Annotated in this window: 24 protein-coding genes and 1 pseudogene; 24 read left to right on the top strand and 1 reads right to left on the bottom strand. The window is 44.6% G+C overall.

Annotation, left to right across the window (positions count from 1 at the left end):
• From HW560_RS25960 to HW560_RS25875, 18 genes and pseudogenes are all read left to right on the top strand, one after another.
• Entirely contained in the window at positions 1-1,272 is a 1,272-nt protein-coding gene (locus HW560_RS25960) for an ABC transporter substrate-binding protein (protein ID WP_090896456.1), read from the top strand.
• Positions 1,273-1,364: 92 nt separating this feature from the next.
• Entirely contained in the window at positions 1,365-2,270 is a 906-nt protein-coding gene (locus HW560_RS25955; RefSeq protein WP_090896461.1) for a carbohydrate ABC transporter permease, read from the top strand.
• A 5-nt stretch (positions 2,271-2,275) separates the two neighbouring features.
• A complete protein-coding gene (locus HW560_RS25950; RefSeq protein ID WP_371129152.1) occupies positions 2,276-3,094 on the top strand; it encodes a carbohydrate ABC transporter permease in 819 nt (272 codons plus the stop codon).
• Between the two features lie 5 nt (positions 3,095-3,099).
• Positions 3,100-5,655: a hypothetical protein gene (locus tag HW560_RS25945; RefSeq protein ID WP_179265100.1), complete on the top strand. Its 2,556-nt coding sequence runs from the start codon at positions 3,100-3,102 to the stop codon at positions 5,653-5,655.
• Positions 5,656-5,690: 35 nt separating this feature from the next.
• The gene (locus HW560_RS25940; RefSeq protein ID WP_090896468.1) at positions 5,691-6,761 is read left to right on the top strand and encodes a beta-galactosidase BglB; all 1,071 of its coding nucleotides are present in this window, start codon (positions 5,691-5,693) and stop codon (positions 6,759-6,761) included.
• A gap of 318 nt (positions 6,762-7,079) precedes the next feature.
• Positions 7,080-7,937, top strand: a complete 858-nt coding sequence (locus HW560_RS25935) for an MBL fold metallo-hydrolase (RefSeq protein ID WP_179265099.1) — start codon at positions 7,080-7,082, stop codon at positions 7,935-7,937.
• 258 nt (positions 7,938-8,195) lie between these two features.
• Entirely contained in the window at positions 8,196-8,639 is a 444-nt protein-coding gene (locus HW560_RS25930; protein ID WP_179265098.1) for a GNAT family N-acetyltransferase, read from the top strand.
• Between the two features lie 53 nt (positions 8,640-8,692).
• A complete protein-coding gene (locus tag HW560_RS25925) occupies positions 8,693-9,328 on the top strand; it encodes a hypothetical protein (RefSeq protein ID WP_179265097.1) in 636 nt (211 codons plus the stop codon).
• A 39-nt stretch (positions 9,329-9,367) separates the two neighbouring features.
• Positions 9,368-9,724 carry a GNAT family N-acetyltransferase gene (locus HW560_RS25920; RefSeq protein WP_257031439.1) on the top strand — a complete coding sequence of 119 codons (357 nt, stop codon included), beginning with the start codon at positions 9,368-9,370 and terminating at the stop codon, positions 9,722-9,724.
• Positions 9,725-9,916: 192 nt separating this feature from the next.
• Positions 9,917-10,427: pseudogene (locus HW560_RS34510) on the top strand (DUF6886 family protein).
• Positions 10,428-10,453: 26 nt separating this feature from the next.
• On the top strand, positions 10,454-11,239 hold the full coding sequence (locus HW560_RS25910; RefSeq protein WP_090896482.1) for an HAD family hydrolase: 786 nt from the start codon (positions 10,454-10,456) through the stop codon (positions 11,237-11,239).
• Between the two features lie 174 nt (positions 11,240-11,413).
• On the top strand, positions 11,414-11,962 hold the full coding sequence (locus HW560_RS25905; protein ID WP_090896485.1) for a glutathione peroxidase: 549 nt from the start codon (positions 11,414-11,416) through the stop codon (positions 11,960-11,962).
• 160 nt (positions 11,963-12,122) lie between these two features.
• The gene (locus HW560_RS25900; protein WP_090896487.1) at positions 12,123-12,983 is read left to right on the top strand and encodes an AraC family transcriptional regulator; all 861 of its coding nucleotides are present in this window, start codon (positions 12,123-12,125) and stop codon (positions 12,981-12,983) included.
• A gap of 55 nt (positions 12,984-13,038) precedes the next feature.
• On the top strand, positions 13,039-13,809 hold the full coding sequence (locus HW560_RS25895) for an acyl-[acyl-carrier-protein] thioesterase (protein WP_090896489.1): 771 nt from the start codon (positions 13,039-13,041) through the stop codon (positions 13,807-13,809).
• A 187-nt stretch (positions 13,810-13,996) separates the two neighbouring features.
• A complete protein-coding gene (locus HW560_RS25890; protein ID WP_090896495.1) occupies positions 13,997-14,242 on the top strand; it encodes a hypothetical protein in 246 nt (81 codons plus the stop codon).
• A gap of 141 nt (positions 14,243-14,383) precedes the next feature.
• Complete coding sequence (locus tag HW560_RS25885; protein ID WP_090896498.1) at positions 14,384-14,986, top strand: nitroreductase family protein; 603 nt, start codon at positions 14,384-14,386, stop codon at positions 14,984-14,986.
• Positions 14,987-15,137: 151 nt separating this feature from the next.
• Positions 15,138-16,769, top strand: a complete 1,632-nt coding sequence (locus HW560_RS25880) for an S-layer homology domain-containing protein (protein WP_257031438.1) — start codon at positions 15,138-15,140, stop codon at positions 16,767-16,769.
• 197 nt (positions 16,770-16,966) lie between these two features.
• Positions 16,967-17,896 (top strand): NAD(P)/FAD-dependent oxidoreductase, encoded by a 930-nt coding sequence (locus HW560_RS25875; RefSeq protein ID WP_109999979.1) that lies wholly within the window; start codon positions 16,967-16,969, stop codon positions 17,894-17,896.
• A gap of 134 nt (positions 17,897-18,030) precedes the next feature.
• Here HW560_RS25875 and HW560_RS25870 read toward each other — a convergent pair whose 3' ends face one another.
• Positions 18,031-18,219, bottom strand: coding sequence for a hypothetical protein (locus HW560_RS25870; protein WP_179265096.1), 189 nt, complete (start codon positions 18,217-18,219; stop codon positions 18,031-18,033).
• Positions 18,220-18,366: 147 nt separating this feature from the next.
• Between HW560_RS25870 and HW560_RS25865 the strand changes: the two genes are divergently transcribed.
• From HW560_RS25865 to HW560_RS25840, 6 genes are all read left to right on the top strand, one after another.
• The gene (locus tag HW560_RS25865; RefSeq protein WP_090896509.1) at positions 18,367-19,794 is read left to right on the top strand and encodes an FAD-binding oxidoreductase; all 1,428 of its coding nucleotides are present in this window, start codon (positions 18,367-18,369) and stop codon (positions 19,792-19,794) included.
• Positions 19,791-20,345, top strand: coding sequence for an MFS transporter (locus HW560_RS25860; RefSeq protein WP_179265095.1), 555 nt, complete (start codon positions 19,791-19,793; stop codon positions 20,343-20,345). Before HW560_RS25865 ends, HW560_RS25860 begins: the two co-directional genes overlap by 4 nt.
• Positions 20,346-20,461: 116 nt before the next feature.
• Positions 20,462-20,815 carry a DUF3243 domain-containing protein gene (locus HW560_RS25855; protein WP_090896516.1) on the top strand — a complete coding sequence of 118 codons (354 nt, stop codon included), beginning with the start codon at positions 20,462-20,464 and terminating at the stop codon, positions 20,813-20,815.
• Positions 20,816-21,049: 234 nt separating this feature from the next.
• Positions 21,050-21,613: a hypothetical protein gene (locus HW560_RS25850; RefSeq protein ID WP_090896521.1), complete on the top strand. Its 564-nt coding sequence runs from the start codon at positions 21,050-21,052 to the stop codon at positions 21,611-21,613.
• 157 nt (positions 21,614-21,770) lie between these two features.
• Positions 21,771-22,628 (top strand): heme o synthase, encoded by an 858-nt coding sequence (cyoE, locus tag HW560_RS25845; protein WP_179265094.1) that lies wholly within the window; start codon positions 21,771-21,773, stop codon positions 22,626-22,628.
• A 192-nt stretch (positions 22,629-22,820) separates the two neighbouring features.
• Entirely contained in the window at positions 22,821-23,303 is a 483-nt protein-coding gene (locus HW560_RS25840) for a tetratricopeptide repeat protein (RefSeq protein ID WP_090896526.1), read from the top strand.
• The last annotated feature ends 18 nt before the right edge of the window (positions 23,304-23,321 follow it).

The following is a 23,321-nucleotide window of genomic DNA, read 5'->3' as shown; positions in this document are numbered from 1 at the left end:
ATGACAAGAAGAACAACGTTTAAGCTCATCACTAGCATGGTATTGGTCATGTTACTCATCGTGCTGACTGCTTGCGGGAATTCAGGTACAAGTGCCAATGGAAAACAAGCAACTCTGGATTTCTTGTGGTTCTCTGACGGAAAAGAAGGAGAAGTCATCAAGGAAATCATCAAAGATTATGAGCAGACCAACACCCAGGTTAAGATCAATCTCATTGAAGTCGGCTTCAAGGATATCCAAACCAAATTGAAAACGATGTTATCCGGCGGAAAGCCTCCTGCCCTGAGTCGGGTCACGGATACGGGATCGTTTGCTAATCAGGCCGTTGATCTTACACCTTACATGGGCAATGCGGATCAATTCAAGGATCAATTTATTGACTCCCTTAAACCTTATTATGTTATGAATGACAAGCTGGTAGCTGCGCCTATGGATGTCACAGCGAATGGGCTTATTTATAACAAAACCTTATTTGATAAAGCGGGTGTCAAAGTACCGACCTCTCCTGACCAGGTATGGACGTGGGATGAATACACCGCTGCGTTAAAAGAGGTTATGGACAAAGGCGGGGCACGATATGGCATGGTATGGGATGTCACACCGCATCGATGGTCCACTCTTTTGTACCAGTATGGTGGAAGCATCTTAACAGAGGATGGCAGTGCGGCGGCCATTAACAATGAAGCCGGAATCCGTGCCATGGAGAAGTTCAAGCAGCTTCATCAAGAAGGGATCATGCCCGAATCCGTTTGGCTCGGAGGGGAAAATCCGAACAACCTGTTCCGTTCCGGAACGGTGGCTACTCACTGGGCTGGCAACTGGATGATCAGCAATTACAAGGATATCACCGACTTTGAATGGGGCGTCACTTATATGCCGAAAGAAACTCAACGTTCTTCCGTGCCAGGCGGCAAGTTCCTGATGGCTTTCGAAGGCAGTGGTTATGAGAAGGAAGCGGCAGAATTTATTGAATATCTAACGTCCAAAGAGGTGAATTCCAAATACAATCAGGAGTCGTTGTTCATGAGTCCACGGAAGGACAGCTCTGTGCTGAATTATGAATTTGGCAAGGAGATGTTTGAAATTTTCGCAGATGAACTGAAGAACAGTTCGCCTCTTGCAGCGAATGACTGGTCTAGGCAAACGCTTATATCCAAAATTTCAACGGATTTGAAAAATAATATTATGGACGTTCTGTCTGACAAGGCAACTCCGCAGGAGGCTTTGGATCGAACAGCCAAACTGATTAATGAGGCTATTGGCAGTCAATAAACCTAAAGCCATTTGGTTAGTTCACATAACGGGGGCTTACCGATTCCTGTAAAGCCCCCCTTTCGAATAACGCATAAGGAAGGGGCAAGCAGATGAGTGAAGGACAACGATTAAACAGGAATACGCTGGCAAAACAGAACAGGAAGCTCGTTATTGCTCCTTATCTGTTTATACTTCCCAACCTCCTGATCTTTGGCACTTTTATCGTATTTCCCTCTTTATTGGGCCTCTACTATTCCTTTCATGTCTATGATGGATTGAACCCAATGAAGTTTAACGGGCTGGACAATTATATCAAAATTATAGGGGATCGGGAATTTTGGTCGACCATCGGACGAACGGGGATTTATGCAGCAATTGTTGTCCCGCTAATCTATGCAGCAGCGTTAGGCATTGCTTTACTGCTTGCACGCGAGATTAGAATGCGCGGTTTCTTCAGGGCCGTATTTTACTGGCCGACCATGATTTCTTACATTATCGTAGGGTTGACCTGGAAGTGGATTTTCGGAGATTCATTTGGCATCTTGAATCATCTGTTAACCGTGGTTGGTGTGGAACCGGTCGGCTTTCTAACCTCTTCCTTTTGGGCAAATACGGCTGTAATCATCGCGACGGTATGGTCACGTGCAGGCTTTTTCATGGTCATTTTTATTGCAGGCTTGCAGGCTATACCTACGGATTATTATGAGGCTGCCCGCTTGGACGGGGCAACGGGAATGAAGGTGTTCCGCTATATCACGCTCCCGCTTTTGAAGCCCACAAGCTTGCTTGTTGTGATGCTGACTCTGATTGACGCGTTCAAAGCATTCCCACTTATGTTTGCGCTTACAGGTGGTGGGCCGGGCAAAGAAACCACCTATATTGTTCAATATATTTATGAGATCGGCTTTAACAGACAGGAGCTTGGTCTGGCTAGTGCCATGTCGGTGATGCTGTTTATCCTTATTGGCGGATTCTCGGCGCTGCAATTCCGTCTATCGAAAGGAGGGGCTGTCTGATGGTAATGAAGCCTATGGTCAAAATTGTCATCTACAGTATGTTAAGTGTCGCCGCCGTGGTGTGGCTTCTGCCTGTCCTGTGGGTCGTGATTTCTGCTTTGAAAACGAATAGCGATCTGTATAGTTTCCCACCCAAGCTGTGGCCGCAGCCCGTCACCTTCGAGCATTTCAAGGAGGCATTCAGGAAAGGCGATTTTGGCTTGTATTTTATGAATAGTACGATTGTAACGGTGTCCTCAACGGTGCTGCTGTTATTGATCAATTCCATGGCAGGCTTTGCACTCGCGAAGTATCGCTTCCGCGGAAGCACGATCATATTAATCGGTTTTATCTCAACACTCATGATTCCGATTGAGGTAATCATGATTCCCATATTCAAGGTGCTGAGCGCACTGGGGTTATATAATAGTCTGCTCGCGATTATTATCCCGCCAGCAGCGACCCCAACAGGTGTATTCCTTATGCGGCAGTATTTGTTGTCCGTACCGGACGAGCTGCTGGAGGCTGCCCGGATGGATGGAGCGGGCGAATGGAAAATTTACTGGAGCATTATTCTACCCATAGCGAAGCCGATTCTTGCGGTGCTCGCGATCTTCTCCTTCATGTGGAGATGGGATGATTTTGTATGGCCGTTAATTGCTATTAGTGATCCATCGAAATATACGATTCAGCTTGCGCTTTCTAATTTTATTGGTGAATACAACGTAGATTGGGGAAGTTTGCTAGCGATGTCCGTAATCACGATGCTTCCGGTACTGATTGTTTTTATGGTTTTCCAGCGATATTTTGTCAGCGGTATGATTACTTCAGGAATGAAAGGATGAGTTGAATGTCAGATACCACCCGGAGTGAGATGGATACCTTGAATTATAAACCTATGAAATTAGGTCACAATCAGGTCATTAATCATTGGATGATCAGCGGTATATATACGAAGCCTGTTGCCTTTGTTCCCACAACGATGGAGGGAGATATTAATGATTGGCTTATCGATGGTTTTGCTATTCATGAGAATCCATGCAGAAAGGAATTTGTAGAACATAGGAGAACGCAGCCTGTGAACCGATTTTTTGATCAATGGAGCGAGTTTCCTAGCCCGGGAGACGACTTTGTTGGAGAAGAGAACGGAATGCCTTGGGCACTGTATTCTCCTTGGAATAATCCACGGGTGGAGAAATCAGGATTCTGGTTTGTACCGACACATCTGCGCAGTTACGCGGCGACAAGACTAATTTCTCCGACTGCTCATACCGCCTCTTTGCGAATTAAGACCTATGGCAGTCTGACGTTGTGGATGAATGGGGAAATGGTAACGGATTTTGCGCCACTCATGCGTAACAAGGAGCAGGAAATCGTTATTAAAGCTGAACTTGTAGCCGGAATCAATGAAATCTATGCCTGCTGGGAGGATCTGGCTGAGCGGGATACCATGTATGCTTTTTCGGTGGAATATCTGGGAGACGAGGAATTGGTGATTTCCCTGCCTATTGCTCCTCATTTGGCCGAGTCTGTAAAATCCGCAGAGCAAGCCCTCGAACAGGCTTATTTTCCTTCGGATCTCTTCAGAGGTGAGCAGATTAAGCTCAAGCTGCCGCTTCCCTTACCGGACATCGTTAGAGAGATTGATATCCAGTATGGCAATTTTTTTGATGGCACCGAAAACAAGACAATACACATAGCTGAGAAGGAAACGGAACTGGTTCTGGCACATACCAATGAAATTGGTCATCATTACGTATACTTCACGCTGACGATTTCAGTTTCAAACGTAGCATTGACGAAGAAGTTCGGCTGTCAATCCTACGATACCAGTTATGATGAGGCTGCTCAGCAAACTGCGGATATTGAAGCACGCAAATCTCTGGCTCTGCAATGTATTGCTGAGAAGGGCAGTCCTAACATTCATACGGCTATCGCCATGTTAAAAACAAATGGCAATGTGCAAGAAGCAGAGAACATGCTGCTTGAAGGTGTGGAAGGGATTGAACAACGGAAGGATTGCAGTGACTTCTATCTGGTGGGACTGTTCCGTCTTTGGAGAGATGAGCGAAATAGCGGTCTGTTCAGTGAATTGTTCTGGGATCGGGTAAAAGCAAGTATTCTGGGCTATCGATATTGGATTGATGAACCTGGCGATGATGTGATGTGGTTCTTCAGTGAGAACCATGCCTTGTTGTTCCACACCAATGAGCTGTTAGCCGGACAGTTGTTTGGGGATGAAACATTCAGCAACAGTGGTGAATCCGGTGAAGTACATCGCCAAAAAGCAGAGCAGAGGCTTGCATTATGGTTCGAGCGCTTTTTGGATGAAGGATTGGCAGAATGGAATTCAAGTGCATACATTCCGATTGATGCGGTTGGGCTGCTGCATATCTATGAATTTGCCCATAATGAACAGCTCAGGCAGCAAGCCAAAAAGGCAATGGACCTGTTATTCTATTATATTACCGTTCAGATGCATCAAGGTGTCGTGTCCACAACGTTTGGGCGCAGCTATGAGAAGGAACTGCTGGGTAGTTATGCAGCGGGAACGACTTCCATGTGCTGGATCGCTTATGGCGTTGGCAATGTAAACAATTATTCAATCAGTAATGTTGCCTTGAGTATATCGGATTACAGTCCTCCAGCAGCATATCAGGAGCATCTGCTGCTTGGGGAAAATCAGCAATTGGTGTTCGCCAATCAGCAGGGCAAGGGAGGTTACGCCAAGCTCTATCACTTTCGGACAAATGAATACTCCTTATCATCAATCATTCGCTTTCGTCCAGGCAAGCCAGGTTATCAGGAGCACGTTCAGCATTTATCTCTGTCACCTGAGGCGCAGATTTGGGTGAATCATCCGGCAGAAATATACAAGCATGGGGATGGTCGGCCTTGCTTCTGGGCCGGGAATGGGATATTGCCCGATGTTGTTCAGCATGAAGGGATCGCTTTGATGATGTTTGATATTCCTGCCGATCAGACCGCTGACTGGACACATGCTTATTTTCCTACCCACTCCTTCACAGAATGGGTACAGCATGAGAACTGGCATTTTGCCCGTTTGGATAAGGGGTATGCAGCCATATATGCGGCCAACGGGACGAGTATGGAGAGCAACGGAGTGACAAGAGAGCGCGAACTTATTTCCCCTGGCTTGCGTAACGCCTGGATTATAAGAGCAGGAAGCGAACAGCTATTCGGGTCGTTTGACGCTTTTATCAACCAAGTTCGTTCTGCCAGCCCGGAATTCGATAATCAAGCTTTAACTCTCACGCTAGCAGACCCGGTATATGGTCCAATTCAATGGGGAATGAACAAGCCTTTTCATATTCAAGAAAAGGAAATTGTACATGAAGGTTATGGAGTGAAGGGACAACTGAAGTTACTGGACATGGAGCGCTGAATCGTGTGTAAGAAACCAAGGGAGTGAGAACCAACATGCCGAATCAAATGGTGCTGCAGGAGAGAATAAGCAAGGTATCCCAAGCGATGGAGTCTATGAAAAACACAAGCATCAATGAACAGTTTCCAATCGGATTAATCGACATACATCTATGGGAATGGCCGCAAGGTGTCGGTCTGTATGGCTTGCTTCAACTTCATGAGGCAACGAAGGATGCCAAAGTGCTGGAATTTCTCGAATCATGGTACAATGCAAGGCTGATGGAAGGATTACCGGAAAAAAATGTGAACACCTGCGCTCCGCTCCTTACTTTGATCTCACTATGCGAGCTGACCGGAAACAGGGAGTACGAACATGTCTGTGAGGAGTGGAGCAATTGGATCATGGATGGACTGCTGCGAACCGGAGATGGTGCGTTTCAGCATATGATCACGGGAGACGCCAATGATGGTCAAATTCTGATTGATACCCTGTTTATGACGGTGCTATTTTTGGCCAAGGCAGGGGTATACTTCAAGAAACCGGACATGGTGGAAGAAGCAAAGCGACAGTTCCTTGTGCATATCAAATATCTATACAACAAGAAAACCGGATTGTTCTATCATGGCTGGGATTTCAATGAAAATCATAACTATGGTGCTGTTCATTGGGGAAGGGGCAATGCATGGTATACGGCGGGAGTTATGGATTTCCTGAATATCATTCCGATCGAAGACGGGCTCAAGGCCTATCTGCTGGATACAGCAACCGCTCAAGTAAGAGCACTGAGCAAGCTTCAGGGTGAGGATGGCATGTGGCACACCGTACTGGATGACCCCGCATCTTACAAAGAAACCTCGGCAACAGCAGCGATTGGATACGGCATTCTCAAGGGAATCCGGTATGGATACCTGGATGAATCCTATCGCCAGAATGGCTTGAGTGCGCTTGAAGCGGTGTTGAAACAAATTGATGATCACGGTGTTGTACAGCAGGTGTCCTATGGTACACCTGTGGGGCAGGATGCTCAGTTTTATAAAGATATACCGATCAGTCCGATGGGTTATGGACAAGCACTTACGTTGTTTATCCTGATTGAGGGCTTGCGGGTTCCAACCGCCGAATAGAATAAGGCGGACTTGTACGGAGGATGGGGGATACAGTTTCCTGTATCCTCCTTTTGGTTTGGGATTATTTTGCATTAGAGCTACCTATAATTATGAGTGGAAATTATCATATAAGGAAAAATTAATGGAATATTTTTATCAGATGAGTTAAGCTAACGTTTAGTGCTTGGATATAATTAACATTTTCTATCCATGAGTAAACAAGGGAGGTGATTCCATTGGTAAACAAATAAAATGAGAAAATCTAAATGTTGATTTAAATAAGCATGCAGATTTTCTCTCTTATGGATCAAGAATTTATTATAGAGGAGAATGAACATGCTAAATCAATTAAGTGAAACCATCTATTATCTATCTAACCAAAATGATAAAGAAAGACCGACATTGGGGTTAGTTTGCGGTGATAAATACAGCCTCGTCGTTGACGCTGGAAATTCGGTTCAACATGCCAGGGATTTCTTACATGAAATAGAGAAGTTAAACGTTCCACCCGTTAAATATGTGGTCATCACTCATGCCCATTGGGATCATTTTTTAGGAATGAATGAATACGGAGCTACGATTATTATGAATAGTCTAACTAACCAAAAGATGAATGATTGGCGGAACTATTCTTATGATGACCGCTCTCTTCAGGAGTATGTGGATTCCAAGAAGATGAACACACTATGCATGGAAACGATACAACATGAAATACCCGACAGAGAAACCTTTCAATTAAGCCACCCGGATATCATTTTTGAAAAATCACTTCATGTGGATTTGGGAAATAAAGTGTGTATTTTGGAAACCATTCGAAGTACGCATACGGATGATTCAACAGTTGTGTATATTCCGGATGAAAAGGTCATTTTTCTGGGGGACAGTGCTTACAACACAACTACAAATTCGCTATATCATATTAAGCAAGACAAGTTATTGCCTATGATTGAGGACATTCAGCAATATGATGCCGTTCATTTCTTGCTTGGTCATGAGTCGATCTGTGACGTGGAGGAGATGGATACGTTTTGGAGAGAGCTCATCTCAGCCAATGATGCTGTGAAATCCACGTCATTAGAAGATGCGATCGAGCGTTTTGAAGCAGCCAATAATCGAACAGCGAATGACAATGAGCTTTTCTTCTTACAAGGATTTGTGAATGATCAGATATTACAATCAAAAGCAGCGGAATAAAAGAGTACCATCGACACACAAGAAGGTTTATTACCTGTTCACAACCAAGGATGTAATCACAGCATTACCAATACAGAATTGCTGGAGAAGTTCATTCTCTCCGTTCGTAAATAAGGTTGGAAAGGGCTGCCTGCAGGGCGGCCTTTTTTGCTTATGCTTTCATTCCTCAAGGGTATTCAGAAATCATTGGAAAAAGAGGGTGATCATTGTTAACATGTAATCATAGACAAATAATATGAAATCGTGAGGACGTTAAAAATGAATAACCCTGCTGTTAACGATGAATTGAACATTGTATTGGAAGATCATGAGGAGGATTACCATGCTGTCTGTAGCAATCTGTATCAATACAATCTAAGAGAAACCAATGGTCTATTAAAGAAACCTGGAAAAAGCATCAATTTGTTTCTAAGGGATAAGACAGGCAAAGCCGTAGGTGGGATCTTCTGTGCTACGTACTGTTATACTTTATATATTGATAACTTTTGGATTGATGAAGAATACAGAGAAAATGGGTATGGGAAATCATTAATCACAAAAGCAGAGAGCATTGCTGTTCGGGAGGGCTGCAAACTTTCACACACAAGTACATTTTCTTATCAGTCTCCTGAATTTTACAAGAAGATGGGTTATGAAGTGTTTGGAATGATAGATGAATACCCGGAAGGAATTATTCAGTATTTCCTGAAGAAAAGATTATAGACTTACATAGGAATCTCAGAATCATGATATAACATCTACAAAGGAGAAATGATATGACCGTCGTTGGAATCTTGGGGACAATTCATAATCAAGAATTAAGAGCGAAATATAACAGTTCACTTACCCTGTATGAGGATCTGATCACTGAATTCAACCCGGATATCATCTGCGGTGAAGTGCATCCCCAGAGTTGGAAGAAGTATATCAAGGATAAACAGGATAAGGGATATTGGGGGGAGCCAGCCAGTGAGTATTGGGAGCTTATCTTTCCATTATGCGAAGAACGGAATATAGAGTTTGTACCTATTGACTGGTTTGAGTTAGATGTCTGGAATGATTTTGATCCATTTAACGGTTTCTCAGAAGAGCAGCGTAAAGCATTGGAGAAGGTCGATGATGAATGGTTTGCTAAACAAATGAATACACATGATGTTGGATCGATTCCCTTTAACTCGGATGCGTTTGATACGATGACCAAACAGAAATATGAATGGTTGGATCAGATTAATCCAAAAGCAAATAACTTTAGATGGATCGTACGAAATCAGATCATGATTCAACGTGTGAAGAACACATATCATTCGAATCCGGGTAAGAAAATTCTATGTGTTGTGGGAGCAGATCATAATTATATTTTCAAAGAGGAATTGATTAACGAACCTATTGAATTGGTATATCCATTACGATAGTTCAATTAATAGAATGTAAACCTTCAGGAGGATTATGCCATGATCAGATTGTGTAACAGCATGGACGCAGATGCAATGGTTGAGATCATTAATGATGCAGCAAAGGCATACCAGGGTGTAATTCCTGAGGATCGCTATCATGAACCCTATATGCCATTGCAAGAATTGAATCAGGAAATCCATGATGGCGTCGTATTCTGGGGCTTTGAAGAAAATAATAGATTATGGGGCGTTATGGGAATTCAGGATAAAGGTGATGTTGCTTTAATCAGGCACGCATATGTAAGAACTCACCAACGGGGGAGCGGAATAGGCACAAAGCTGTTGGCTCATCTGGTGGCATCCACCGATAAACCGATATTAATAGGAACTTGGGACTCCGCAGAATGGCTATAAAATTCTATTTGAAAAATGGTTTTACCCTAGTTTCTTCGGATGAGAAGAAGCAGTTATTAACTCGATACTGGAACGTTCCCGAAAGACAAATCGAGACTTCTGTCGTTTTATGTGACGAGAAGTGGGGCAATGTTGGAATGTAAGAGAATCTTTCCGAGGCTTAAGAATCACTAAATGATGAGAGGTGCCTGAATGCTTTATCATTTTAGCGAGGTTTCAGATATCCAGGTTTTTATTCCAAGAGAGAAACAAAACAGAGCTGAATTTCCAGCAGTGGTGTGGGCTATTGATGAAGAGCATGAATATTCATATTACTTTCCAAGAGCTTGCCCGAGAATCATCTGTAAAAAGACTGACACTTTAAGTGATGAGAATAGGGAGAAGTTTTTCAAGCATTCTGATGCAGATATCATCGTTACGGTTGAAAGTTCATGGTATCCGAGCATTATGAATCAGACCCTGTACAGGTACCAATTCGATGACACGACTTTTGAACTTTGATCCAACGGCGGGATACTACATTTCTCATCAGGTTACTAAGCCTCTACAAATAGACCGTATAGATGGTTTAATGGAGAGATTATTTAAGAAAGGAATTGAACTCAGATTTACTCCAAATTTGCACCCAATGAGAGAGGCGATACTTACATCGGATTTCAAAGAATTTGGAATACATCGATTCAATAACGCAACGAAAGTGTAGAGTGAACTTGAGTGGCATAGGGGGGGATTTCTATACAGTATCCAATAGTAGTATTAGATTTGGATGGAACATTACTCAACACAGATAAACAAATTTCGAAACGGAATTATGAGACAATGGTGACATGCTCTAAACAAGGGATCAGATTTATCTATGCTACAGCACGTCCACCAAGAGCAGTAAGGTTGCTTTTACCTGAGGAATTGCTCCGTAGCGGTTCTTTTATATATTACAATGGAGCCTATATCCACTGCAATTACACTGGTATTCAACAATATGAACACATAGACCCTGCGATCACTGCTGAATTAATAAATTATGGCATGAAGAATAACAATGAACTGGGTTTAAGCCTTGAAGTGGAGGATCAATGGATTAGTTTAAAAGAATATGATTATACAACGCTTATGAGAGTTAAAGAAAACCCATCGATAAAATCATTAGAAGAGCTCAAAGGTATTGCTGCAACAAAAGTACTTTTTACGGGATTCAAGGATATAGATTTTCTCAGAAAGAAGTTTGCATCCAGATTAAATGTTTTGGTTACAGACGGTGGTAATCTTGTTCAAGTCTCATCAATCAAAGCCTCCAAAGAAAATGCATTGAGAATTTTATGTAAGGCAATGAAAATAAAAGTTGAAGATGTAATGGTTTTCGGTGATGATTTTAATGATATCGGGTTATTTGAAATATGTGGCTGGTCGGTAGCCATGGGTAATGCAATTGAAGAGTTGAAGATTCTCTCGAAAGAGATCACTGATACGAATGATTCTGACGGAGTTGCGATAGTGCTGGAACGGATGTTGAGATGAATAATTTTGAAATTTGGGATGAACGATATCAACCTGAACATCCCGATAATGAGATTGATTTGTTCGTGCAGCAGTTATAGGCTTTTTTTACGGTACAGAATCTTCTATTTCGTATATAATAGAAATTCATATGAGTCTTTATAACTACATAACATCGTGAGGTGCACCAATCTTATGCCAACCATCTATGACTTTAGCGTAACCAAAACGAGTGGAGAGCGTTTCCCGCTCTATCAATACGAAGGAAAACCTGTACTGATCGTGAATACAGCGAGCAAGTGTAAGTACACGCATCAGTTCGACGACATGCAGAAGCTTTATGACCGATATAAAGGGCAAGGGCTTCAGATCATTGGTTTCCCGTGTAATCAGTTTGCGGAGCAAGAGCCGGGAAGCAGCGAAGAGGCGGAGTCCTTTTGTCAGATTAACTATGGCGTGAAATTCCCCATGTTCTCCAAAATGGATGTCAATGGAGAAGCGGCACATCCGCTGTATGACTTTTTGAAAAAGTCGGGACCTTTTGCAGGTTTTGATGAGTCAGATGTGCAAGCGAAACTGTTGAAGCTGATGGTGGCGGACAAAGCACCGGAATGGTTGCATGGTGATGCAATCAAGTGGAACTTCACGAAATTTCTGATTGATGCCGAAGGGCATGTGGTTAAACGTTTTGAACCTGTTGATTCGATTGACGAGATTCAGGCGAGTATAGAACAGCTTCTGTAAGTTATCTTTCCCAATCTCCCAAAGGGCCATGACACGTACCGTGCAAACAAGCGGATATGTGCATGGCCTTCTATATTTCAAAGTCTGTCCAGTACTATCCGACATGATGTGAAACGGGTAAAATGGTAAGAAACCTCTCCAGAACAGGAGGTACTTGAACGTGCCAAGTGTAATGCAATTTAGTGGTCCATTGGAATATAGCTATCGCTCCACCAGCACGTACGACCCTGGAGCCTCGGACGGATTTCATTCACATCCGCAATATGAGGTGTACTATTTTCATGATGGCGAATGCACCTATCTGATTGGAGATCGAGTCTACAACCTTGAACCGGGTGATCTGGTCCTGATGCATGGCATGACTCTTCATCGGCCACATCCCATGCCGGGGAAACCGTATGTGCGAACGACGCTGCACTTCGATCCCTCAGCCATCCGCAGCAGTCTGCACCCGGACCGGGTGAGCGAAGTGTTGAAGCCGTTCGAAGAACTGAGAAACTGCCGGATCAATCTGACAGGCAATATCCGCTCCGAATTCGAATCTCTGCTGCTGAGTTTGCATCAGCTTACGGTGAATCCGGGTGATTTCAAAGAGGAACGCATGAACGTTCGTTTATGTGACCTGCTGTATGTTATAGCTGGAATCTGCCGAGGCAGGGTTGAGGACCACCTTCCCTCTTCCGAGAAGGAGCGGCATGTACAGCATATTATTGGATATGTCGAAACCCATTACATGGAGGACATTGGTCTGGATGATCTGGCAAATGAGCTTCATCTGTCCAAGCCTTATCTGGCAGGATTGTTTAAAGAAATGACGGGTAGTACCATATTTAAATATGTGTATGACCGCCGCATCAATCAGGCCAAGCTGTTATTCCAGTTCCAGCCGGATATCAGTGTGACAGAGGCCAGCCGATTGGCCGGGTTCAAACGTTTATCCCATTTCAGCCGTATGTTCAAACAAAGTGTAGGTTGTGCACCGGATCTCTACCGCAGTCGATTACAGCGACCGTTTGATTAATGTTGTTTTACGGATAAAAAATTTTACATGCTTCACAGCCTGAGGAGGTTACGGAATGCAATCTGATCAACCATTCAAGCTTGATTACCGCATTGGATCAGCCGATGCTGATTACAGATCACAATGTCGCCCATCTGCTTTACTGGAGCATATGCAGTTGGCAGCAGACCGTGATTTAGCAGGTATGGGAGTTACCGTATCGCAGATGCTGGATCAGGGATTGGGCTGGATGTTATTAACGACAGATGTCACGATCATGCGCCCAGCCCGATTGGAAGAAGAAGTATCCTTGCAGACGTGGCATAAAGAAAATAAAGGTGTGACCTGGTTAAGGGATTATATCCTCACAGATCGAGAGGGAACACATCTGGCGGAGGCTCGCACGGCTTGGGCGTTGGTCGATCTAAAGAGACGCAGAGTCGTCAGACCATCAGCTCTGCCTTTTGAAGTGAAATCATATCCGGATTTATCCTTAGGTGAAGCCCCTGCAAAAGTCACGGTCCCTTCTGAACTCAGCTTGCAGGAACAATATCGTTTAACTGTACAATACAGCAGCACAGACAGTAATGGTCATATGAACAACGCCCGGTATGCAGACGTGTGTTGTGATGCATTAACACTGGATGAACTGGCTGCAGGCATGATCCGTCTGCAAATATCATATCATCGTGAGATTCGTATGCAGGAGCAAATGATCGTTGAGCGTTCAGAAGTTACAGAGGGAGCTGTGTGGGTCCGAGGAAGATTGGCCGAAGAGAATGAGAGCATTATTTTTGAAGCCAAATTAAGTCTCGGAGACTCAACCGCTTCGCCTATTAATCAATGAAATGGAACTGAAAACAAGTAGATGAAGTCAACCAGTCTGTTCTGGTTGGCTTTTTTTCTATTTTACCTCCTGATGCAGACATGGCGTACCTGTTACATTCATCTCATAACTGCTCCGTGTTTAGAAGCCAGACAGAAAAGGTAAAAGAAGGTTAAATGGAAAAATGAAAACGAAGGAGGAATCACGAATGAAAGAGCGCACACCGGATCAAAATAACAAGGATGCACATCAGGATCGTTCCCATGACAATCCGGAGCAGTATGCAACAGAGCAGGAAAGTTTGCTTGACCGATATGAAGAAGAGCAGACGGTGGACCCCATTCCGATGGAAGATCTGAATATGGAGAAGCAGGAAGAGAAGAATAAGGATCAGACCAAGAGCAATTCGTCATCGGAAGAGAAATATCGAGCAGATTTTCGCGAGTCGCAGTGATCAGATGGATGCAATAGCTGTTTAAAATAAACAAAAAGCACTTGTGGTGAGAATAAATTAGTTTGTTGACTAATGTATGTTACTATATTATAGTTACTATGTTGGTAACTTAGGAAATACCATTTTGGGAGGCGAATATTTATGTCTACATCTTTCTTTGAAGCGTTGAAAAACAGAAGATCTTATTATGGAATCAGCAAGGAATCCACGATCTCGGATGCTAAAATCCAGGAAATCGTGGAAGAAGCGGTAAAATACACTCCGACTTCTTTCAACTCACAAACATCTCGTGCCGTAGTATTGCTCGGTGAACAACACGACAAACTGTGGAACCACACAGAAGAAATTTTGCGTGAAGTGGTTGGCAATGCAGAAGCTTTCCAATCTACAGCTGAGAAAATGGCCGGATTCCGCAGTGGATACGGTACAGTACTCTTCTTCGAAGACAACAATGTGATCGCGCAGCTTCAACAAAATTTTGCAGCGTATGCCGATAACTTCCCGATCTGGGCGAACCAATCCAACGGTATGTTGCAACTGGTGATCTGGACTGCTTTGGAACAAGAAGGCCTGGGCGCTTCCCTGCAGCACTATAACCCGTTGATTGACGAGAAGGTCAAACAGGAATGGAACATTCCAGAGAACTGGAGACTAATCGCTCAAATGCCATTCGGCAAACCAACAGCAACACCAGGCGAGAAAGAATTCCAACCGATTGAACAACGTGTAAAAGTACACAAGTAAGACTTTCGCTCAAAGCCGAATGTGACCTCGATTCACAAAAAAATTGAGAAACACTGGTTCAGCGAATTTCCCAATATTTAACCACATACGGCCTCGCTTCAATTTGATACGATGATGTAGATCGTACTCCAATGAAGCGAGGCTTTTTGATGTGAATAATAGAATATACAAACGTATCCGGCAAAAGCTATGCAATGCTGTTTTGTGCGGTGTACTGGCGATAGGATCAATCTCCATCGGTGAATCCACAGCTCAGGCAGCAGCGGCTCAGCAGGTATTCAAGGATACAACCTCCAGTTATGCCAAGGATGCCATTGCACATCTGGTCAAGGCGGGAATTGCTGCCGGAACCTCTGAGAATACGTTTGAACCCAAAAAGGCAGTCACACGTGCTGAATTTGCAACATTTGCTGTGAGACTGCTAGGTTTGAAACCTGTTAAAAACAATATTAATCCCTATAACGATGTCAGCATGAACGCTTGGTATTACGGGAACGTTGCAGCCATGACCAATCTTTCCATTCTTGAGGGCAAGAGTCAGGGCGTGTTCCAGCCAAACGCCTCCATCACTCGGGAAGAAGCGGCTGCACTGCTGGTAAGGATGCTGAAACAATCCTCCAAATCAACGAATCTCCTCTCATCCACGTATGATGATGCAGCGGAGATTTCCGACTGGGCGCGTCCTTATGTGCAGACCGTATATCAGCTTGGCTTGATGCGCGGCAGTGATGGCAAGTTTCGCCCGCATGACCAAGTGACCAGAGAAGAGGCAGCAGTGATGCTGGATGCCATTTTGCAAAAGAAAACCTGGTCAGATCAGCTGAAAGGCCACGATCAGCTTGGTATTCAGCTAGGATGGCAATATAATGCCTCTACTGCTGAGTTCAAGAAACAGGTCGAACAATCGGAAGCCAATACGCTGGTTCCCCGTTGGTTCTTCCTGAATAGCAGCATGAAAGTCACGGATCTCACGGACACATCGTTATTATCATGGGCATCTGCTACAGACCGACAGGTATGGCCGTTGCTTGGCAATCGTTCGAACCCGGACCTTACCCACCAGATGTTATCGAGCTCAGCCAACCGGACGTCAGTGATCTCACAGGTCGCATCTTATGTGAAAACATATAAACTGGATGGCATTAACGTGGATTTCGAGAACGTACTGCCAGCTGATCGTGAAGGAATGACCGCATTTATTACTTCACTGACAACGGCTCTACATGCACTGGGCGCTGTTGTATCCGTGGACGTATCACCCGATCTGGGGACAGACTGGACGGATGCATTTGATTATGCGCAATTGGGCGCTGTATCGGATTACATGGTACTGATGGGATATGAGGAGCATTGGAACGGCGATCCGCAAGCAGGGTCTGTGGCCTCTCTCCCTTGGGTTGAAAAGGCTCTGGACACGATGCTCGCTGAGGTCGTTCGCGCCAAAAGCATTCTGGCCCTGCCTTTATATACACGGGATTGGTCTTCCGTTAATCCGGCAGCCAGTTCATGGGACATCACCTTGGCAGAACAGGGAACTCGTGCACGAGCTTCGGGTTCCGTGAGACGATGGGATGCAGATCTGGTCCAATATGTCATTGGCTACAACAGTAATGGGACACCGAGATATATATGGGCAGAGGACAGTCGTTCATTATCCGCGAAAGTAATGATGAGCGGAGAACGTAATATTGCCGGATTGGCCTACTGGTATATGGGTGGAGAGACGGCAGATGTATGGAATGCCATTTCGAATGCTTCACGATTTGAATCATATATTTTCTGAATTCAGGAATCATAACCCTTTCTTAACTGACCCAAACGCACCGTTATTCAGACGGATGGTTTGGGTTATTTTATTTTGGTAAAAGCTAAGTTGTAACGGATCACGTTTGATTTTGGTTGAATGGTGTAAATGGATAGAAGGATAGTGAACTGTCCAATAACATATGAGTAGATAGAAGCATAGGAGGGAGATGGAGCATGCGAGAGTATGATTGCATCATAGTAGGTGGAGGACTCGCAGGACTTCAGGCAGCCATTCAGATGGGGCGTTACTCTTGCCATCGGGTGTTGGTAGTGGACGCCGGAGAAGGCAGATCAACGTTATGCCGAACCTATCATAATATTCTTGGTTTTCCCGATGGAGTATCCGGTGAAGAGCTGCGCTCCAAAGGCAGAATGCAGGCAGAGCGGACTGGAGTGTCTTTTGAGAAAGACCGTATCATTAAGGCAGGACGCCGGGGAGAACAGATTCAATTGTTCGGCTCTTCCGGCTCTGAATATATGGCAAAAACAGTCTTGCTGGCAACCGGACTAACGGACAGAATACCCGCTATTCGGGGATTAAGGCCTACGTTGGGACGAACAGTATATGTGTGCCCGGATTGCGATGGATATGAGATTCAGGACCAGCGCACGATATTGCTGGGTGCAGGCGAAGCCGGTGCAAACATGGCTATGGTTTTGATTCAACGCACGAATGAATTGTTGTACATCAACCATGAGCAGTCGCCAATCTCCGCTGAGCTTCATCGAAGCATGAAAGAGGCAGGAGTTCGTTACCTTGAGGCGGCCGTTCAAGAAGTGCAACAGATGGAGGATGGCCATATTACAGGTGTATTGACGGAAGATGGACAGATATATGAGTCAGAGCGTGGATTTGTCGCATTTGGAGGCAATCGTGTACATTATGAACTGGCAGAGCAGCTTGGAGCCGTCATTGCGGAAAATAAACACGTGGAAGCCAACGCACGCAGCATGCAGGCTGCCCCTAATGTATGGATTGCCGGGGATCTGGGTCTGCACGCGGAACAAGCTACGGTTGCCATGGGTGAAGGCTCAATTGCTGCGATCTGGATTCACAAGGCATTGCAACAGATGAAAAAGGAAAATAAGGTGAAGCAGATCTAAACGCAAATTAAAATGCAGATGGTGAACAGCCCCATTCATAGAAAAAACAATTTTAAAGTCCCCCGACCGTTAAGACAAAGGTTGGAGGACTTTTTGCGTTGTACGCAAGCTGTTTACAAAAGTATGGTCTGAAATTATTTGCTGTTTGTATTGCGTGTCTCGTTCGTTTTGGCTTTGTGAGGATGGGTGATGTTGTCTACGATTTCTCCTACGGCTTCTTCAATCATGTCCGTTGGTCCGGGATTGTCCGGGTCAGGTTGAATAATTGCATTCACACCGGGCTGCAGATCTTTGTTTTTTCGTTCTTTTTTATGTTCATTCATGGAAAATTCCTCCTTATTCAGGTATGTTTAAGGTGTTCCTTAACATATCCAATCCTTGTAATGTATATGTAAACGATTAACCAATTAAATCAAATTGAAACGCTAAGTGTTAGGGGAGGAGGAGTTCATCTGTTCAAAAAAACGAGCATGCTCCTGTTACTTCTGATTTTATGTGTGTGGACATATTGGAGGACAGATAGCGATGATCAGAATCCGTATCTGATTACCGACTACAGCCGCCTTCATCCGGTTAAGGTTGAACGTGTGGTGAAAGGTCATGAAGAGCAGCAGCTCGTTGAACTGCTCCAGGATGCCCGAGAGCGAAACCTGACGATATCGATTGCCGGGCAGCGCCATAGTCAGGGAGGACACACCTATTATAAAGACGGCATTGTCATAGACATGACCTCGTATAACAAAGTGCTGGAAGTCAATGCCGATGCCAAAAAGGTGCGTGTGCAGGCTGGAGCGACCTGGGCTGACCTACAGCGAGCCATTAATCCATATGGATTGGCGGTCAAAAATATGCAGTCCCAAAATATTTTCACCGTAGGCGGATCTATCAGTGTAAATGCACATGGTCGAGAGCTTCAGCAGGGTTCCTTGATTGAAAGTGTTGATTCCTTCCATCTCTTGATGGCAGACGGTCTAATTCGGCAAATAAGTCGCACCGAGAATGCCGAGCTTTTCCCGCTTGTTCTCGGCGGTTACGGACTGTTTGGCGTAATTCTGGACGTTACGTTGACGTTAACGGATGACGAAGTCTATCGTCTCACAACGGAGCAGGTGCAGGTTGAGGACTACCCGTCTTATTTTCAAAAGAATATCCTGGGAGACCCGATGATGCGTATGCATCTGGCCCGAATTTCAGTTCAGCCGGGTGAAGGTTACTTTCGCGAGATGTATGCATTGAATTATGCCTATGATCCTACGGCTTCACTGGATGATTATAATCATCTGGATGAACGTGAAAGGGGCGTGCTCACGAGCAAACTTCTATTCAACCTGAACCGTGAATTCGAGTGGGGGCAGGCCTGGTTTTGGCCGCTGCAGCAGCGATACTTCGAGTCACAGGATGGCAAGAGGCTCAGCCGAAACAATGCGATGGCTTCTGCGTCTGCCTTTATGGAGTATCACCAGCCCGGCGAAAATGATCTGCTGCAGGAATATTTTATTCCGGTTGATGCCTTTCCCGCATTTGTTCAGGAGATGGGTGAGATTGTATCCCAGGAGCAATTGGATCTGCTTAACATTACAGTCAGGTATGTGAAACATGATGAAGAAGCTGTGCTTTCTTATGCAACGCAGGATATGTTCGGTCTTGTCTGTTTATTTCACGCTTCATTGTCCGAGGAAGAACAAGGGAAGTTCAAGGAAAGTATGCAGCAGCTGATCCATGCCGTCCTTCGATATAACGGAACATATTATCTGCCCTATGCAGGTTATGCAACTCCAGAGCAGTTCGAACAGGCCTATCCACGAAAGAATGAGTTTTTTGCAGCCAAAGAAAAGGTTGACCCCAATCATCTTTTTATGAACTATTTTATGGAGCAGTATGGAGGAAATCATCCATGAATATCAAGTGGCTTGTTCGATCTCAAAGTATCGTTACGCTCGCTTCGGGCATGATTTATCCGTATTATCTTTTGTTTCTCAAAAATCTGGGTAACAGCTTCTCCAAATATGGGCTTGCCTTTGCTGTATTTACAATAAGTTCGGCTGCTGCTTCACAATGGCTCGCTCCCCGGATGGATCGACATGCCAAGCAGTGGCTCATGGTAAGTTCACTGGGGATGGCCGCAGCCATGATTGCATTTCCATGGGTCATATCCTATATCTGGGTGCTGCTGCTGCAAATGTTGATGGGGACATGCAATGCGATGCAGCGAATGAGTGAACGAGTGCTGCTCGCCGATAATACGGTGGCTGGGCAGCGTGGCCCAGCTGTAGGTCACTATCATTTCTGGACATCCGCCGTGTCAGGATTTGCGGTTATTGTAGGCGGTGTGCTGATTGATTGGCTGACGATTGATGTTTTATTTTATCTGAGTGCCATACTGTATATGTGGGGAGCTCTGGTAGTATGGCGATTACGAAGCATCCCTAAAGAGACAATAGATGGATAAAGGATAGAAATGGTCTGATTAATCTCCAGCGAGAAGTTTATATTATAGATAACCTGGTATGATTAAGCATTTTGCTTACATATCACAAAGCAATTATTCTCAAGGAGGTTTTTCAGATGAATGAACAAAATCATGTTATCCATAAGGATGGCCAAGTTTCAACTGACAAGGTAGATAATGCGATTGATAAGATTGCGCCGGAGGAACGGGAACAGATTTTACAGAATTTTGATACCTTTAAAGGCTATCTGGGCAAACGAATTGCAATGGGAGAATCGATTGGACTAGGTGAGGAGCAGATGGCCAAAATTGCCGAGAAAGTAGCAGACTATTTGGCAGCCCGGGAAGAGCCGCGTAACCGTGAAGAGAAGTTGCTGCAAGAACTGTGGAATGTCGGGAAAGAGGAAGAACGCCATATGCTGGCTCATATGCTTGTGCGTCTGGCACAAGGTTCAACCCCGAATCATTAAAATTTAGCTGCAACGAAAAGCTAAGCCAATAGAGACTCTGGATGCCATGGCATTCAGGGTTTCTTTTTGATGACATCTATTGTAACTATTTTTCATCTGGCTGATACTTTTGCAGGGTGTACACCCGTTATGATAGAGAGAGTAAAAGAAAGAGTAAATATTCATATGAGCGTTTGAAGAGTAAGCCTTCCGGTTAAGGAATAGTAACGTTCATAATAAGGAGAGATGCTGCCTATGAAGAACGCGGCGAAACAATGGAAATTACGAATGCTGGGTGCGGCTGTTGCATTGCTTGGCATGATTGTGCTTGCTACATATTTACTTACACCAGCGAACGCTGAGGAGAGCAGGGACTCTGTACAGGCTTCTGCCAAAGCGCAGGCTGCTAACTCCGAGATGTTTACAGCGTATGTGAATGACATACAGCATGAGAACGGTAAATTGTATTTAATTGTAGACAAGATTGGCTGGTACCAAGGGGAAGAGGCCGATAAAGTTTTTGAACAACGCAATCCGGACTCGGGTATAGATGGTGCTCCTGATGGTTATTATATTGTCAATGACAGCAAAGAGCAGGAAAAGGTAGAAGTAAGTGCGAATGCTGAAGTGCTGATGCAGTTGTATGATCGTGATGGAACAGTGTCGGGCACTACTATTCAATGGAATGAGTCCGTGGCGCTCAGCAAGTTTGAATCCTTGTATGACAATACCAATATTCTTGATCTGTCCGTATTCCCGTATCACCTCACTGTGCAGGACGGCAAAGTGACAAAAATTGTACAGCAGTACATCCCTTAAAATTAGATCAAATGCAACGGTTAAGCATTCCTCCGGTTTCATTGAACCGGCAGGGATGCTTTTTGCTTATGACAAATTCATGAAGGAGATTGTAATTCATGGTATGTACATGTATCATTATAGGAATGGTGTTTTTACATAGTTCAGGAGGCTTCTCATGCTTAAAGACATGATTGCATTAACGAAACCCGGACTTTTGCGGCTGAATGTGTTTGCGGTAGCGGTAGGGTTCTGGGTCGCTTCAAAATGGGATATCTCGTGGATATCTCTGCTCATGGTGTTGATTGGATCAACCTTGGTCATCGCTTCGGCTTGTGTCATTAACAACTACTGGGATCGTGAGTTGGATCAGAAGATGGAGCGTACCAAAAAACGGATTGATTACATCAATCATCTTAAACCCAAGTTTGTATTGGGGTATGGAATTATTCTGGGTGTGGTTGGTTTTGTGCTGCTATACTTCCTGGTCAATCCGTTATCCGGTTGGATGGCACTGCTCGGATGGTTTGCTTATATCGTGATCTATACGATGTGGCTCAAACGCAGCTCGACCTGGAGTACGTCATTGGGTGGAATTGCGGGGGCGATGCCGCCTGTAATCGGTTATTGCGCGGTAACCAATCAGATTGATGCAGGTGCCTGGTTGCTGTTTGCACTGTTATTCCTGTGGCAGCCACCTCACTTCTGGTCACTCGGGATTCGCAGAGTGGAAGAATATCGTGCAGCCGGTTTCCCGCTGTTGCCGGTAGTCAAAGGTGTGAAGCGTACAAAGGTGCAGATGATTCCTTACGTGTTTCTGTTGCTGCCTGCTGTATTTCTGTTGTATTACTACAACTTCGTTGGGCTTGTGTTTCTGCTTGTATCCGTCATTGGTGGTCTGATCTGGTTTGTCCATACACTAAGCGGATTGAAAACTCAGGATAATGAGAAATGGGCCAAGGTTAACTTTCTGATCTCCGTCAATTATCTCATGGTTGTATTCATTGTCATGGTGGCAAACACAACCTGGTCCTGAGCAACTCATCACTTTTGTACTTTTGTGAAATATTCGAATATGAAGATGTCAAGGTAGCTGGCATCTTACGAAAAAGCACGCTGTAGAATAGGCTTGGACAACCTCTGGTTGTCCCGGGCGTACTTCTCGGGGTGTTTTTTTGTTATAATTATACTATGGAAAATGATTTTGGAAGAATGGGAAGTGGAGTAAATGAATGATTTACAGCAGGCTATCCTCTTGAGAACGGAGGGGAAAATGCAGGAGGCGATAGAGCTGCTGCAGGAACTGGCATTACATGAACCGGACAATGCACAGGTTTGGTACCAGCTGGCTTGGGCTCATGATTCACTTGGACTGGAGCGGGAAGCAGTACCGCATTATGAGAAGGCTCTAAGTCTGGGGCTTCCGGTTGAGGACAGGACAGGTGCCATACTTGGACTTGGCAGCACATATCGGACTCTGGGGCAGTATGAGCAGGCGAAGGCCTGGTTTGAAAAGGGGTTAAATGAATTCCCGGAGAACCGGGAATTTGAAGTTTTTCTTGCCATGGTGCTCTACAATCTGGGCGAGCATGCGGAGGCTATGAGACGGCTGCTTGTACAACTGGCCGAAACATCAAAAGATAAGGGAATAACCGACTACAGCAGAGCCATCCGTTTCTATGCAGATCAACTGGATCGAGTATGGGAGTAAAACTAATGTAATCGAGCG

It is taken from the genome of Paenibacillus sp. E222, from assembly GCF_013401555.1.
In the GTDB taxonomy this organism is placed as follows: Bacteria; Bacillota; Bacilli; order Paenibacillales; family Paenibacillaceae; genus Paenibacillus.
The sequence above is the reverse complement of the archived record's forward strand: the minus strand, read 5'-3'. Positions and strand labels throughout refer to the sequence as shown.